General features: G+C 59.5%; 10 protein-coding genes and 1 pseudogene. 8 read left to right on the top strand and 3 right to left on the bottom strand.

Features of this window, described 5'->3' with window-relative positions; translation table 11 throughout:
- The first annotated feature begins 343 nt into the window (after positions 1-343).
- From truB to HALAL_RS0115765, 3 genes are all read left to right on the top strand, one after another.
- Positions 344-1,225 (top strand): tRNA pseudouridine(55) synthase TruB, encoded by an 882-nt coding sequence (gene truB / locus HALAL_RS0115775; protein WP_025274926.1) that lies wholly within the window; start codon positions 344-346, stop codon positions 1,223-1,225.
- Between the two features lie 82 nt (positions 1,226-1,307).
- The gene (locus tag HALAL_RS0115770; RefSeq protein WP_025274925.1) at positions 1,308-1,937 is read left to right on the top strand and encodes a mycothiol-dependent nitroreductase Rv2466c family protein; all 630 of its coding nucleotides are present in this window, start codon (positions 1,308-1,310) and stop codon (positions 1,935-1,937) included.
- A 511-nt stretch (positions 1,938-2,448) separates the two neighbouring features.
- Positions 2,449-3,993 (top strand): sodium-dependent transporter, encoded by a 1,545-nt coding sequence (locus HALAL_RS0115765; RefSeq protein WP_025274924.1) that lies wholly within the window; start codon positions 2,449-2,451, stop codon positions 3,991-3,993.
- Positions 3,994-4,059: 66 nt separating this feature from the next.
- Here HALAL_RS0115765 and HALAL_RS0115760 read toward each other — a convergent pair whose 3' ends face one another.
- Complete coding sequence (locus tag HALAL_RS0115760) at positions 4,060-4,554, bottom strand: DUF3145 domain-containing protein (RefSeq protein ID WP_025274923.1); 495 nt, start codon at positions 4,552-4,554, stop codon at positions 4,060-4,062.
- 510 nt (positions 4,555-5,064) lie between these two features.
- Between HALAL_RS0115760 and HALAL_RS0115755 the strand changes: the two genes are divergently transcribed.
- Entirely contained in the window at positions 5,065-5,412 is a 348-nt protein-coding gene (locus tag HALAL_RS0115755; RefSeq protein WP_025274922.1) for a hypothetical protein, read from the top strand.
- Positions 5,413-5,589: 177 nt separating this feature from the next.
- Here the strand turns inward: HALAL_RS0115755 and otsB are convergent, their stop codons facing one another.
- Together otsB and HALAL_RS0115745 are read right to left on the bottom strand one after the other, a co-directional pair.
- Entirely contained in the window at positions 5,590-8,151 is a 2,562-nt protein-coding gene (otsB, locus tag HALAL_RS0115750) for a trehalose-phosphatase (RefSeq protein WP_025274921.1), read from the bottom strand.
- Between the two features lie 92 nt (positions 8,152-8,243).
- A pseudogene (locus HALAL_RS0115745) lies at positions 8,244-9,635 on the bottom strand (alpha,alpha-trehalose-phosphate synthase (UDP-forming)); the annotation flags it as partial.
- 408 nt (positions 9,636-10,043) lie between these two features.
- On the opposite strand from HALAL_RS0115745, the gene ettA reads away from it, so the two are divergent.
- The 4 genes from ettA to HALAL_RS18740 all read left to right on the top strand — a co-directional run bounded on the left by ettA (position 10,044) and on the right by HALAL_RS18740 (position 13,972).
- On the top strand, positions 10,044-11,723 hold the full coding sequence (gene ettA, locus HALAL_RS0115740) for an energy-dependent translational throttle protein EttA (protein WP_025274920.1): 1,680 nt from the start codon (positions 10,044-10,046) through the stop codon (positions 11,721-11,723).
- 173 nt (positions 11,724-11,896) lie between these two features.
- Complete coding sequence (locus HALAL_RS0115735) at positions 11,897-12,298, top strand: acyl-CoA thioesterase (RefSeq protein WP_025274919.1); 402 nt, start codon at positions 11,897-11,899, stop codon at positions 12,296-12,298.
- Positions 12,286-12,882, top strand: coding sequence for a DUF8185 domain-containing protein (locus HALAL_RS0115730; RefSeq protein WP_025274918.1), 597 nt, complete (start codon positions 12,286-12,288; stop codon positions 12,880-12,882). Before HALAL_RS0115735 ends, HALAL_RS0115730 begins: the two co-directional genes overlap by 13 nt.
- Before the next feature lie 361 nt (positions 12,883-13,243).
- Positions 13,244-13,972 carry a type III secretion system chaperone family protein gene (locus HALAL_RS18740; protein ID WP_025274917.1) on the top strand — a complete coding sequence of 243 codons (729 nt, stop codon included), beginning with the start codon at positions 13,244-13,246 and terminating at the stop codon, positions 13,970-13,972.
- Positions 13,973-14,003: the final 31 nt, after the last annotated feature.

The raw sequence follows: 14,003 nt of genomic DNA, 5'->3' as shown, positions 1-14,003 counted from the left end.
GGCCATAACCAGGCCCGCCGTTGTCGGTCGTATACATGGACGACGCGGCTTCCCACCTCATTCAGCTCAATATCAGAAGACGATCGTCTTCCGAGTCCGTTTTGGGAATTCTATTTCATTGTGCACATCTGCGCTGCCTGCCCTGTTTTTCGGCATGAGCAGCGATCGAACCGATCGAAGGAACCGAAATGCGTTACGAAGACACGTCCCAGAAATCTCGTTCACACAGCACGACGACCGACTCGCGCGGCGATTCCGCCGACGAGTTGCGGCGAGCGCTGCAAGAGTCACTGGAACGGCATCAATAGTGGTATAAGGCTCTGTCACGGCACCTGTAAGCTTGGTGTCCGTGACAGATCAAGCCGGTTTCGTACTAATTGACAAACCTCAGGGCACGACCTCGCACGGAGTGGTGGCCGCCATGAGACGCATCGCGGGCACCAAGAAGGTGGGACATGGCGGCACCCTCGACCCCATGGCGACAGGATTGTTGGTCATCGCCATAGGTAAGGCCACCAAGTTGCTGACCTATGTGTCGGGTTCGTCGAAGACCTATGTGGCAACCGTCCGGCTCGGACAGGCGACCACCACCGACGACGCGGAGGGAGACGTCGTTTCGACCGCGCCGGTCTCCGACGTCACTGAAACTCGACTCCGGTCTGCACTGGAACGTTTGGTGGGTGAGGTCGACCAGGTTCCCTCAGCCGTGAGTGCCGTGAAGGTCGACGGTAAACGTGCTTATCAGAGGGTGAGAGACGGCGAAGAGGTGCGGTTGAAATCGCGCCGCGTCACGATCCACTCCCTGGAAGTGCATCGTATTCGTCGCGGCGAGTTTCTCGAGGCGGACCTTACCGTCACCTGTTCCTCGGGAACCTACGTTCGGGCGATCGCCCGTGACGTGGGGGAGGAGTTGGGCGTCGGCGGGCATCTCACCGCGCTACGTCGCCGGTCGATAGGCCCGTTCGAACTGGGCGACGCGCATACCTTGGAGGAATTGAAGGAATTCGACTCCCTGCCCGTGCTGTCGATGTCCGACAGTGCGGCGGAGCTACTGCCGACGGTGACGGTCGACGATGCCGAGCGCCGCAAAATCGGATACGGCCAGGCCGTCGCCCCGCGAGGGGTGGCGGGGCCGTATGCGGTACTCGATTCACATAAGGCTCTGCTAGCGGTGGGTCGTGATCAGGGGAATCGCCTTAAGACGGACTTCGTCGTCCCGCAGTGACCGCTTAGCTGCAGGCATCGTGGAGTATCTGGTTACCGAGCGCGCAGTGGGCAATGTCCGACGAGTAGCCTAATCTCGGATCATGACACAAAAAGTACGTTTCTACTTTGATCCCGCCTGCCCGTTCGCCTGGATCACTTCACGTTGGCTGTTGGAGGCCGCCGCCGTCCGCGACATCGACATCGAATGGCGCGTCATGAGCCTGTACCTGTTGAACAAGGACCGGCTGGACGAACTGCCCGAGGAATATCGGGACATGCTGCCGAAGACGCGCCCCGGCGTTCGGCTCGCTACCGCCGTGGCACAGAAATACGACAATGCCGCCGTGGGGCGTCTGTACGGGGCGATGGGCGAATACATTCATCGTCAAGGTGAGAAGGATGCGGAGACGTATATTCCGGCTGCCCTGCGCGACGCGGAGCTTCCCGCAGATCTGGCGCAGGAGGCCTACGTCGAGGATCATGACGAGCGATTGCAGGAGTCGCATGACGGTGCGATGCGTCTGGTCGGGAACGACGTAGGAACGCCGGTCATCGCCATGGTCAACACCGACGGAGTGGAGCGCGGTTTCTTCGGGCCGGTCCTTTCCGAGGTCGTACGAGGTGAGCGTGCCGGTGAGCTCTGGGACGGGGTCAGTGTGGCCGGAACGATGCCGGAGTTCTTCGAATTGAAGCGGACTCGGGACGTGCCCCCGAACGTAGCCGATTCGTAGATACTCAGGGGAATCTATAACTCCTGCTTTCAGCGTTGTGGGGCGAGGTTGCCGGAGGGGCGCCTCGCCCCACAACGCGTCTGGACGTTATGTAGCGTCGACATCTGTCTCAACTACTGGGAAATACGGGCAAGCACAGCGGATATGCACCATGTCGGCGGTTATCCTGAGGGGTCGACGCTTCCTGTTCGCTGCGCTCCCGGGTCAAGGACGACTCGTGGCGTGTTGAATCTCGTATTATCGATCATCGATAACGCATCGATAACAACTACTTGTGCGGTGCGATGAGGCTCCAGTACCGTAAAAATAATTGTGAGTGCCCTCACAGTACGTGACTGGAGTAATTCAATATGAACTATCACCGTCGGTCGTATGAAACCCTATCGGCCGAAGTACGTCGTTTGGCGTCCCCAAACGACGACGGACATAGGATCGCTAGTCGATACAGGTGGGCGTACGAAGAACCGTTCGACCCGAACCGACCATGCTTCCCCGAAACGGAGACGACAACATGACCGAAACCTCACGCGAAAACTGGGGAACCCGAATGGGGTTCCTCTTGGCCGCCGTCGGGTCTGCCATCGGGCTGGGGAACATCTGGCGTTTCCCCGGGGAGGCCTATGAAGGCGGAGGTGGCGCCTTCCTCTTGCCGTGGCTGATAGCCCTCTTGACAGCGGGTATTCCGCTGCTGATTTTGGAATACACCATCGGGCGGCGAGCCCAGGGGGCCGGCCCGGTTGCCTTTCGCGCGCTGAACCCCAAAGCCGAAGGGATCGCATGGTGGCAGGTGGCCGTGGCGATTCTTCTGGCCACTTTCTATGCATTGATTTTGTCCTGGGCAGTGAGTTATGTCGGATTTTCCACCACTAGCCAATGGGCGGACGAACCCGGTGTTTTCTTTGGGGAGGAATTTCTCCAAGCAGGAGATGATATCGCCCAATTCGGACAATACAACGGAACAATTCTGGTTGCGTTGATCGGCGTATGGGCCGTCGCATTGTTTATTATGTGGCGCGGAATTCGCAAAGGCGTCGAACTGGCCAACAGAATCTGTATCCCGATTCTTTTGTTGCTGTTCGGCGCTCTGGTTGTTCGGTCCGTTACCCTCGACGGAGCGACCGACGGATTGGCCACGTTTTTCACTCCGCAGTGGGACAAGCTCACCGACGCGAGCATCTGGGTATCCGCATACGGACAAGTCTTCTTCTCTCTGTCCATCGGTATGGGCACCATGATCGCCTATGCCTCCTACCTCCGTCGGAACGCCGAAATCACCACCACCGCCGTCACCGCCGGGTTCGCCAACGCTTCCTTCGAACTGCTCGCCGGTATCGGGGTGTTTTCGGTACTGGGATTCATGGCCGCCGAGTCCGGTGGCAACGTCATCAGCGACGAAGCACCCATCGACGGTGGGGCACTAGCCTTCGTGACCTTCCCCGCCATCCTGAACGAAATGCCGGCCACCGAGGTCATGGGGCTGCTGTTCTTCGGGTCCCTGGTCGTCGCGGGAATATCCTCGCTGATCTCCATGCTCATCGTGCCCCTGGCGGCCTTCCAGGACCGCTTCAACTGGAGTCGGAGCAAATCGGTACTGTTCATTGGTATCCCGATGGCACTGGTTTCGATCGCCATCTACCCCACCTCCAACGGGCCCATCATTTTGGACGCGGTCGATGGAGCGGTCACCACCTACGGGCTCACGGCCGCCGGGCTGGCCACGATCATTACCGCGTTTGTTAGCGGCAAGATCAAGGCCTTGGCCGACAACGCCAACCGCACCTCGGTTTTCCGCATCGGATGGTTCTGGTACGCCTGTTTGGGATTGACCGCGGTGCTTCTCAGCTACATCCTGCTGTTCCAACACATCCCGCAGCAGGTGGACACGTTCCGCGGCGTAGCCGAAGACGCTAACCTGAGTCCCACCCAGGTTGTGGTTACCTGGGTGATCGGCGGCTGCAGCATCCTGTTCGGGGTCGTCATGGGTATGGTCATGCGCCACCGCGCCACCCCACATCGGATGGACGAGGAAAGCGAAGAAAACACACCGAGCCGATAGACGCGGTTTTGGGACGTCCTTCTACGGGCGTCCCAAAACGTTGAAAGCTACTGGAGGCGTGTCGGTTCAGCTCACCTGAGCGAGCCACGACTGCTCTTGGGAGCGACCGGAATTGCGGTAGGGCGCGAGTTCCTGCTCCCATTCCATGCCGAGGAGCTGGTCCAATCCGCTGCGCAAGGACTCCCCATTCGTCGTCGTAGCCATGAGGGCACGAATGCGATCCTCGGCGATCATGATCGATCCGTCGGCACTCATGGCCGCACGGTAGATTCCTCGGTCGGGGAGGTGCATGATGCGCTCGCCGTCGCGTCCGGTGCTGGGCTGTTCGGTGATTTCGAATCGCAGCATGGGCCATTGTGCCAGGGCGGAGGCCAACTCCACTCCGACGCCGGGCGCGGCCATCCAGGACCTTTCGGCACGCATGGTATCGGGATCGACGGGCTGGCGACTCCAACCCAGCTTGACGCTGGACACTCCGAGGACACGTCCGATCGCCCACTCGACGTGTGGACACACGGCTGCTGGGCTGGAGTGAATGTAGATGACTCCGCGAGTTGACATGACGCACCTCCTCAGGACTGCCCGTAGAGTGTTAAAGCTCTCATTATCACTATAGGTAGGGTCGTGGTTGGCATCAACGCGAGCGTACCCGATAACCGTGCCTGTTGTGGCGCGCCGGTTTGCGTCATTAATTGGCGCCGGCCGGAACTCGTGAGCATTTTCCGGGGAGTACGGAACATGGGTTGATAATCCATCCCACTACATCTTGACAGTTTATCGTCGGCAGCGCCAGAGCAAAACTGCTTTAAAGTCCGATTTTTTTCATTGATTGACATCAAGATGTGTATTTCAGGGTGGCATTGACCTCATGTGCTGGTGGCGATGGGAATATTCCGGAAAGGCTCTCTCGTTGTGTGATGTGGGCTTGAGATACAATTGCTGAGCGCCGGCTCCTCGTGAGTGGGTGATGGTTGGCAGGTAGCTTGCCACAATATGCTTCCGTGTGTGAAGAGTTCAAACAATCTTCCGGCGATACATTGATTCACTGATTTTTTGATTGGGGTGACAGACGTGGCCGCAAACACGTCCAAGACTGCGCGTGCATCTGTTAAGGCGGGTCAAGCAAAAGGTGGTGGACTGAGCGTACTTGGTGAATTTAAGTACCTCATCCCATTGAACCAGGGTAAGCACGTCTACCTCCGTAAGATGACCGACGGACAGACCTTGCACCTGGAAGTCGGCAGCGACGCTTTCCATGAAGCCGTTAAGACCCAGGTCGAGGCCGGGCACGGTGACAAGATCAAAGCCGAGCTGAAGGCGTTTTCCGCCGAATTCCCGGATCACGACTGGGACGGCGCGCTCAAGGGTTTGGAAGAGGCCGGCGTATTCGGTGAGGCCGAGGAGGCCGCTGCCGCGTAACACGGTTGAGGCGGGCGTCGAACGCGCATAGCCACGTTCCTCAGACCGGAGTGACATAAGACTTCGTCTCACCTCCCGACGGTGAGCCGTGCGAGGCGGCGAAGCCTCGCTTCAGCACAGGGGTGTTCGTACAATTGTACGAACACCCCTGTGCTGTGTCTCATGCGGACGGTTAATTCATTTTTCCAACAATTGTGCGACGCGAATCAGGCCAAGATGTGAATACGCTTGAGGGTGGTTACCCAAGCCGTGTTCGGCAATGGGATCCCACTCCTCCGACAACAGACCGGTCGGCCCCGCCGAAGCGATGATCTGATCGAAGAGCTCTTCAGCGTCGACCCGACGACCCAGCTGTACGAACGCCTCCGCCAGCCACGACGCGCACAGGGTGAAACCCCCCTCCTCACCGGGAAGGCCGTCGTCCTTGACATAGCGATATACCGTCGGTCCCTGCCGCAATGCCGCTTCAATGGCGAGCACCGTTTTCAAATAGCGCTCATCATCTGCCGGAAGGAGACCCGACAGGCCGATCCACAGCGAAGCGGCGTCCAGGTCGTCGGAACCGTACGCCGCCGTATAGGCACCGATGCGATCGTTCCAGCCGAGATCAAGAACGTTGTCGGCGATGGTCTTGCGGAGTTCACGCCAATCGTCACCGGCCTCCATGCCGAACTGTTCGGAGAGCTTGATCGCCCGATCGATGGTCTGCCAACACATCACCTTGGAGTAGACGTGATGACGGGGAGCCTGCCGCTCCTCCCAAATCCCGTGGTCGGGTTCGTGCCAGCGTTTTTCAACCGCTCCGACCATCTGCCAAATGATCTTCTGTTCGAACTCCGACAGGTGGCCGCGACGATGCGCGACGGACTCGATGAGTGCGGCGACCGGACCGAACACGTCCAACTGGACCTGCCGGTTGGCAGCGTTGGAAACCCGCACCGGTCGGGAACCCGCGTAACCGGGCAACGTGGGAATGACCGCCTCGGGCCCCGGAGCGATTCCCTCCACATCGTACAGCGGCGCAAGCCGTTCCGGCTTTCCGTCGGTTCGATCCAGCACCCCGGCTATCCAGTCAAAAAACTGTTCAGCCTCCTGCAGACTGCCCAAATCGACCAAGGCCTGTGCCGACAGGGCCGCATCGCGAATCCAACAGAAGCGATAATCCCAATTGCGAACTCCACCCAGATCTTCGGGCAACGACGTCGTCGCCGCCGCCAAGATCGCGCCGGTCGGTTGGTGGCACAGTGCCCGGAGAGTCAGTGCCGAACGGCGTACCATGTCGGTCTCCACGTGGCCCAGCTTGAGCGAATCCGACCAATTGCGCCACGCCGCCTCGGTAGTACGCCGTCGTACCTTCACCGGAGTCGGCCACTCGGTGAGGTCGTCGACCCCGCAGCGCAATTCGAGAACCAAGGGGCCGTTGATCCGGGAGAGGTCCACCTCCGCGGTGGCCACACAGTGTGCGCCGTCCCGCTCGATCGTCCAGTCCACATCGGGGGAACGCAAGACCAGAGGTTCATTACCGCCCAAAACCATGAGCCCGTCACCGACCGGCTGCAGCTGCACGGCGATTTGCCCGAACTCCGGACGCGGAGAAAAAACCAGTTCCACCGGAGCCGAACCGGTGACTTCACGGATGAGAACGGTGGCGTTGAAATCACCCCGCCGCCGTGGGGTGGAATCCATCCAATCGGTGACCGTCACCCCAGGCCATCGGGTTTCCACGCTCATGGTTCCGGCCCGATAACGCTGTCCCAGAGGCAGACCCTTTTCCACCGGTTGCACAGTAAAGTGACCGGCGGGCTCACCTCCCAAGAGGTACGCGAACAATGCACCCGAATCCGGACGTGGGTGGCACAGCCACGTGATGCGAGCGTCCGGGGTGACCAGCGCGTGATTGGCACCGTCCGCCAGCATGGAATGGCGCTCGATCTGAGTAGACGATTCTCCACGGAGCCAGCGGGCCCGCACGTCGGTCATTTCCGCCAGCAGCTCCGAGACCGCAGTAGGGTCGGACACCCGCCAGCTCGCCTTGGTATCGCCCTCACCGACCTTGACGCCGACGTCCGGACCGTGAAGGGCACCGAAGGCGTTCTCGTCGGTAACGTCATCGCCGATGTACAGTACCGCGGAAGCACCGAACTGGTGGCGCAACTGTTCCAACGCGTCACCTTTATGGGTGGCCACCACCGACAGGTCAACCACTGCTTTTCCCGTCGTCGTCTGGACTCCCGGCCAGGACGCGGGTCCCTCAAGTACCGCTGACGTGGCATCCTCGGCGTCGGAGTCGTTCGCCTCGCGCGTGTGCAGAGCCGCCCCCGCCGGTTTCGCCTCAAGGCTCACCCCGTCGAACCGAGCGGCGACCGACTGCAGTTCTCCAAGCAGTTTTTCCCGGCGTCGTTGGTCGTCGTCGCTGAGTTGTTTCGGAAAGTCCACATCAAACTCAGAGCCGTGTGAACCGATCAAATGGACCTCGGACGGCAGACGCGACAACGCCGCCAAATCCCGAAGCGCTCGACCGGATATCACCGCCACCTGAGTGTTAGGCAGTGTTGCCAGTGTCCGCAGAGCAGTCACCGATTCCAAGACGGGTTTGGCCTTGCTCGGGTCCGTGACGATGGGCGCGAGTGTCCCATCGTAATCACAGGCGATAAGCAGGGTGGGAACCCGCCCGATGTGTTTAAGTGCATCCTGAAGCGAGTCAGGAGCCGTCGAAGCCGACTGCTGCGATTCGGACATACATATCTCCAACACCAAGTCTTGCGATTGTGTAACTGATTTGTAACTTCACCCTCGTTAAAGGTGTTACCCGGATTGTAGGTCGTCGCAGAATCTGGGACGCCGAGCGCCGTAAGGAAACTGCGCGCCCAACGATCGACGGTGTGGTCCTTCAGGAACCTCCGCATTCGACTCATGCGGTCCTGCTGTTCTCCCACAGGTACTTCCACCGCCGCCATCAGTTGACGCTTGAGTTGAGTGATGTCGTAGGGATTGACCAAGAACGCCTCCGTAAGTTCGCCGGCGGCCCCGGCGAACTCGCTCAGCAGCAGGGCACCGGTGTCGTCGACCCGCGCCGCACAATACTCCTTGGCCACCAAATTCATTCCGTCTCGCAAGGGTGTCACCGTCATGACGTCGGCGGCCCGATACAAGGCGGCCAACTCCAGACGGTCGTAGGACTGATGGAGATAGTGAATCGCCGGCAAACCCACTCGCCCGAAATCCCCGTTGATACGACCGACTTCACGTTCCACGCGGTGGCGTAGTACCCGGTACTGCTCAACGCGCTCCCGGCTGGGGGTGGCCACTTGCACCATAACGGTGTCGGGGACTTGCAGTGAGCCGTCTTCCAGCAGTTCACGATAGGCCTTGAGGCGCTGTTCGATTCCCTTGGTGTAGTCCAGGCGGTCCACCCCGAGAATCAGGGTCTTGGGGTCTCCCAGTTCGGTGCGTATTTCCTTGGCGCGATGCCAGACCTTGGCGGAGGAGGCGATGTCCTCATTGCGGTCACTGTCGATGGAAATGGGGAAGGCGTCGGCATTGACGTGCCGCCCATCGACGTTGATGAGGTGGCCCTTGGGGTGAAGATCGGTCAGCATGTCGATGGCGTCTAGGAAGTTTCTGGCCGCCAGTGGGCGCTGAAAACCGATGAGATCGGAACCCAGCAGGCCGTCGAGGATCTCTTGGCGTTGTGGGAGTTGCATGAACAGTTCCACTGGTGGAAAGGGGATGTGGAGGAAGAAGCCGATACGCAGGTCGGGGCGGCGTTTCCGCAGCAGTGCGGGTACCAGCTGAAGTTGGTAGTCCTGGACCCAGACGGTGGCACCTTCGGCGGCCTCATTGGCGCATACTTCGGCGAAACGTTCATTTACTTCGCAATACGTTTTCCACCAAGAACGGCGGAAAACACTCGGTTCGACGGCATCGTGATAAAGAGGCCACAAAGAGGCGTTGGAGTATCCTTCGTAATAGGATTTGATTTCCTCACCCGACAGCTCCACGGGTAGTAGTCGCACGCCGTCGGACTCGAAAGGACTGGGCGTCGGGCCCTTTCCGCCGGCCCAGCCGATCCAGGTTCCGTTATGTTCCCGCAGGACCGGTTCGAGGGCGGTGACCAATCCACCTGGCGAGCGTTCCCAGCGCACTTCGCCGCTTTCTTCGTCTATCGAGGCGTCGATGGGAAGGCGATTTGCCACGACAATAAAGGCAGCATTGTTTTGCATGAGGATTCCCTTCTTTGGGGACACGATATCGTGTCGCGAGACGGAAATAAACCGTGTGACTGAAATGTAGCTTTTAGTCAATATCCGGCGATTTACTCCTTATCAGCATGGCCCTCGTCGTACCACCTGTAGAAATCCAGTATGAAACAGTTGGATGTACAGTGTCTGACAACAACGGCGAACGAACCGTCGAATGTAGGTATCTCAGTGCTTGTTGTGGTGGGATGAGACACCTGCCCCGCCTGAGTCAAGGTTGGATGACTTGGCATCATTGGTAGAGGCCATCCTTGTTTCCTCCACGGTCGAAATCAGGAAAATACGGCGGAGTAACGGTCAACGTTCCCGCCTTCCGGGGCGACGTCGATGGCCATGGGCAGTTATCAGAGCAAAGCGAGACGAAGGATTATTGTGGCGCAGTTCATTTATTCAATGGAGAAGGCGCGTAAAGCGCACGGCGACAAAGTCGTGCTCGATGACGTGACTTTGCACTTTCTGCCTGGTGCGAAAATCGGTGTCGTAGGACCCAACGGTGCCGGTAAATCGAGTCTGCTGAAGGTCATGGCCGGTATCGACGAGGTATCGAACGGCGAGGCTCGACTGGCCGACGGTGCCACCGTGGGGCTGCTCGCCCAGGAGCCGCCGCTCAATGAAGAAAAAACGGTCCTGGAGAACATCCAGGAGGCCGTCGCCCCTATTCAGGCCAAACTTGATCGCTACAACGAAGTGGCCATGAAGATGGCGACCGATTACAGTGATGACCTGATGGAGGAGATGGGGCGCCTCCAAGAGGAACTTGACGCGTCGGAGGCGTGGGAACTGGATTCGAAACTGGAGCAGGCTATGGACGCCCTCCGCTGCCCTCCCGGGGACGAAGGAGTCGGCCACCTGTCCGGAGGTGAGCGGCGTCGTGTGGCGTTGTGCAAGCTCCTGCTGGAAGCCCCCGACCTCCTGCTGCTGGACGAGCCCACCAACCACCTCGACGCCGAGTCGGTGTTGTGGTTGGAGCGCCACCTGGCCGATTACGCGGGCACCGTCATCGCCATTACTCACGACCGTTACTTTCTCGACCACGTGGCCAATTGGATCTTGGAGCTCGACCGGGGACGTACGTATCCTTACGAAGGCAATTACTCCACGTACCTGGAGAAGAAGGCCGAACGTATGGCGGTTGAGGGGCGGCGCGACGCGAAACTGCGCAAGCGTCTGAAGGACGAGCTGGAGTGGGTTCGCTCCAATGCGAAGGCCCGGCAGAGCAAGTCCAAGGCCCGTTTGGGGCGCTATGAAGAGATGGCGGCCGAGGCGGACAAGACCCGGAAGTTGGACTTTGAAGAAATTCAGATCCCGCCTGGACCACGCCTGGGTTCGAGCGTTATTGAGGTATCCGACCTCAAGAAGGGCTTTGACGACCAGCTACTCATTGACGGACTGAGCTTCACCCTGCCTCGTAACGGTATCGTTGGTGTCATCGGGCCGAACGGTGTGGGAAAGACGACCCTGTTCAAAACCATCGTCGGGATGGAGGAACCGGATGACGGTTCCGTCAAAGTCGGTGGGACCGTTCAACTGTCGTATGTAGACCAGAATCGTGAGGGGCTCAACGGCGACAAGACCGTCTGGGAGGTCGTGTCCGACGGACTCGACTACATCATGGTCGGCAAGGTCGAAATGCCGTCCCGTGCCTATTTGGCGGCATTCGGATTCAAGGGACCCGATCAGCAGAAGCCCACCAAGGTCCTGTCCGGTGGGGAACGCAACCGTCTCAATCTGGCGCTGACTCTCAAGCAGGGCGGCAATGTGCTTCTCCTTGACGAGCCGACGAACGACTTGGACGTCGAAACCTTGGGGAGCCTGGAGAACGCTCTGCTCGACTTCCCGGGGTGTGCGGTGGTCGTCAGCCACGACCGCGCGTTCCTCGACCACGTTGCCACACACATCTTGGCCTGGGAAGGCGAGGACGAGAACGGCAATCCGAAGTGGTTCTGGTTCGAAGGGAACTTTGAATCCTACGAGCAGAACAAGATCGAACGTCTCGGCCCCGATGCGGCCAAGCCGCACCGCGTCACGCACCGCAAGCTGACGCGCGGCTAGGACGACGGCGACGACGTCGATCCAACGGTTATGACACGGGGTGGTCCGCATGTGCGGTCCACCCCAGATTTCGCCCCTACCGAGGAGTATCGGCAATGAAGCCGTTCATGATTGACGGCAGTGCCCAGTCGGGCCGATCGTATTGACCCCGTGGAACGAGGAGACTCCTAAGCATGGCGCGCTTCACAACCGACATCACCCTGCGTTGGTCCGATATGGACAAGTTTGGTCACGTCAACAACTCGGTCTACTCGACTCTGTTCGAAGAGGCCCGAGTAGCGGCGATGTTCACCGCCGCCGCCAAGGAAGGCATCACCTCCTTTGAGGAGGGAATCGTCGTCGCACGTCACGAGACGGATTTCCTTCTCCCGGTCGTGTACGGTCAGCGGACACGGATGGAGACGTGGATCGACCGCATCGGAAATTCGTCCTTCACCTTTGCCTACGACCTCTTGGCGGACGGTAAGGTCGCCGCCCGCGCCAAGACTACGATGGTGCTCTTGGACCCCGAAGCCGAACGCCCGCGACGTGTCACGGACGTGGAGAAGGAATTCCTGAGTAGATGGACCGAGTAGACTCGCACGACAGCACGGATGTGGAGACCTTCGCGCGTCGGGTCGCGCGATTCGACACGACGACCGTGGTTCGCATAGACCCGGCGGAGGGCGACACGCGAGCGTTGTGGGCGGTACTGCCCATCGACGTCGTGGTGCACCGAATCGCGGACTCTCACGTTGCTCCCGGCCGATATCATGCCGAGGCACTACTCGAGTCCGTGCCTGCCGCGAGTCAATCGCGCTGGCGGCAGCGTCTTCCCAAATCACCCTTGACGGTGGTGGAATCGATTCCGGAAACGGAGATATACCGGATCGACCAGGCGGCAGCGGCCGCGCTGCGTGAACGACGTGGTCATGGCATAGGTGACCGACGTCTCCGTGACGTGTTGCTGGATCACGTCGTTATTCAGGTGGAATCGGCAGGGAGGCGGCTGGACGTGCGTCAACGCCTGGTCAGTGGGCTCATGCGGATGGCCTTCCTCGGTGGCGACCTCGATGGACACGTTCAAGTGCTGTGCGATCGCAGCGACCGGGTCGGGCTACGGGCGCGCAACGGAGAAGTATGGGAGTTGGATCGAACGTTGAGCTTGACTCCCCGATGATGAACAATGGTCGCAATGGGGGCTTCCGTCGTGTATCGCTCCAACGGGTGAAGTTATTCAGTGAGGTAGAACACGCATTCGACGTTAAGCGTGATGTGCGACTCGTACTTTCGGTCATTTCTCACTGACGGTTGTGCAATGTTGGTCCGAAGCTCTAGGCTGCCTAGATCGATTCCACGTAGCGTTGCAGGTACGAGGCGTTCGCGTGATGTTCTGCCGTTTTGTGGTAGGGCACGTGGGACTCGCCTGGGATTGAGATACGGGCGCACCGGCAAGGTTCGTTTGTGGAGCGAACGTTCCACTCTTGCGGAGCCCGCATAAGCCATTGACACGCGTATTTCGGGTGGGAGGCGGAAGAGACATGGCATGGTGGCGCAACGGTAAAAAGCGCGACTCTGAAAAGTCCTCCGGTGCGATTCCGGAATCGATGACCGAAGAGTTCATCGATGAACGTAGTGAGGCGCGCGGTTCGCAGCCGGAAGCGATTCCGGAGCAGGCCACGTTCGAGGATCTCGTCTCGTACGAGCGCGACCACATTGATTTTCCCCAGTTGCACGATCCGGCGGAGTCCAAGAATGAGGACGCCGATCGCTGGCAGCTGATTAAACAGGATCTGGAAGACATCGATCCCACCTTCATGGACGATCTGCGTCAGATCGCTTCCGATTCCTGCCACGAAGTAAGGCACCTTACCTCGGAACGAATCATCGAAGCGCTGCAGAATCTCGGTATCCGCTACCTAGTGGACGACCGCGGTAGCCTGGTGGCCCTCTGGGAACGCCACGTGGTTCAGCTGCGTTCGGAAGGACCCGACGAAGACATTCTGGTGCTGCGCTGCCGCGCCTATCAAACCGTCCCGAAGGAATTCAATCTGCGCGCCTACGCGGCGGTCAACGAATGGAACCGTACCCGGCGATTTTTGAAGGCCTATGTGGGAGAACCGACCGATTCGGGCGCTTTGCCGGTCTTCGGCGAGATGCAGGTACCGGTTCGTCCGGGGATCTCGATCGCCCTTCTGGAAGAACTCATAGACTGCGCGACCGCCGTTTCCGGGGCCTACGTCGAATGGCTCGAAGGTGAAGTACTTTAAATTAGATGAACTCGGTCGAAAGGGCTCGAAC

This window comes from Haloglycomyces albus DSM 45210, assembly GCF_000527155.1.
Lineage (GTDB): Bacteria > Actinomycetota > Actinomycetes > Mycobacteriales > Micromonosporaceae > Haloglycomyces > Haloglycomyces albus.
Note: the sequence above shows the minus strand (reverse complement) of the source record. Positions and strands in the feature narration are given on the sequence as shown.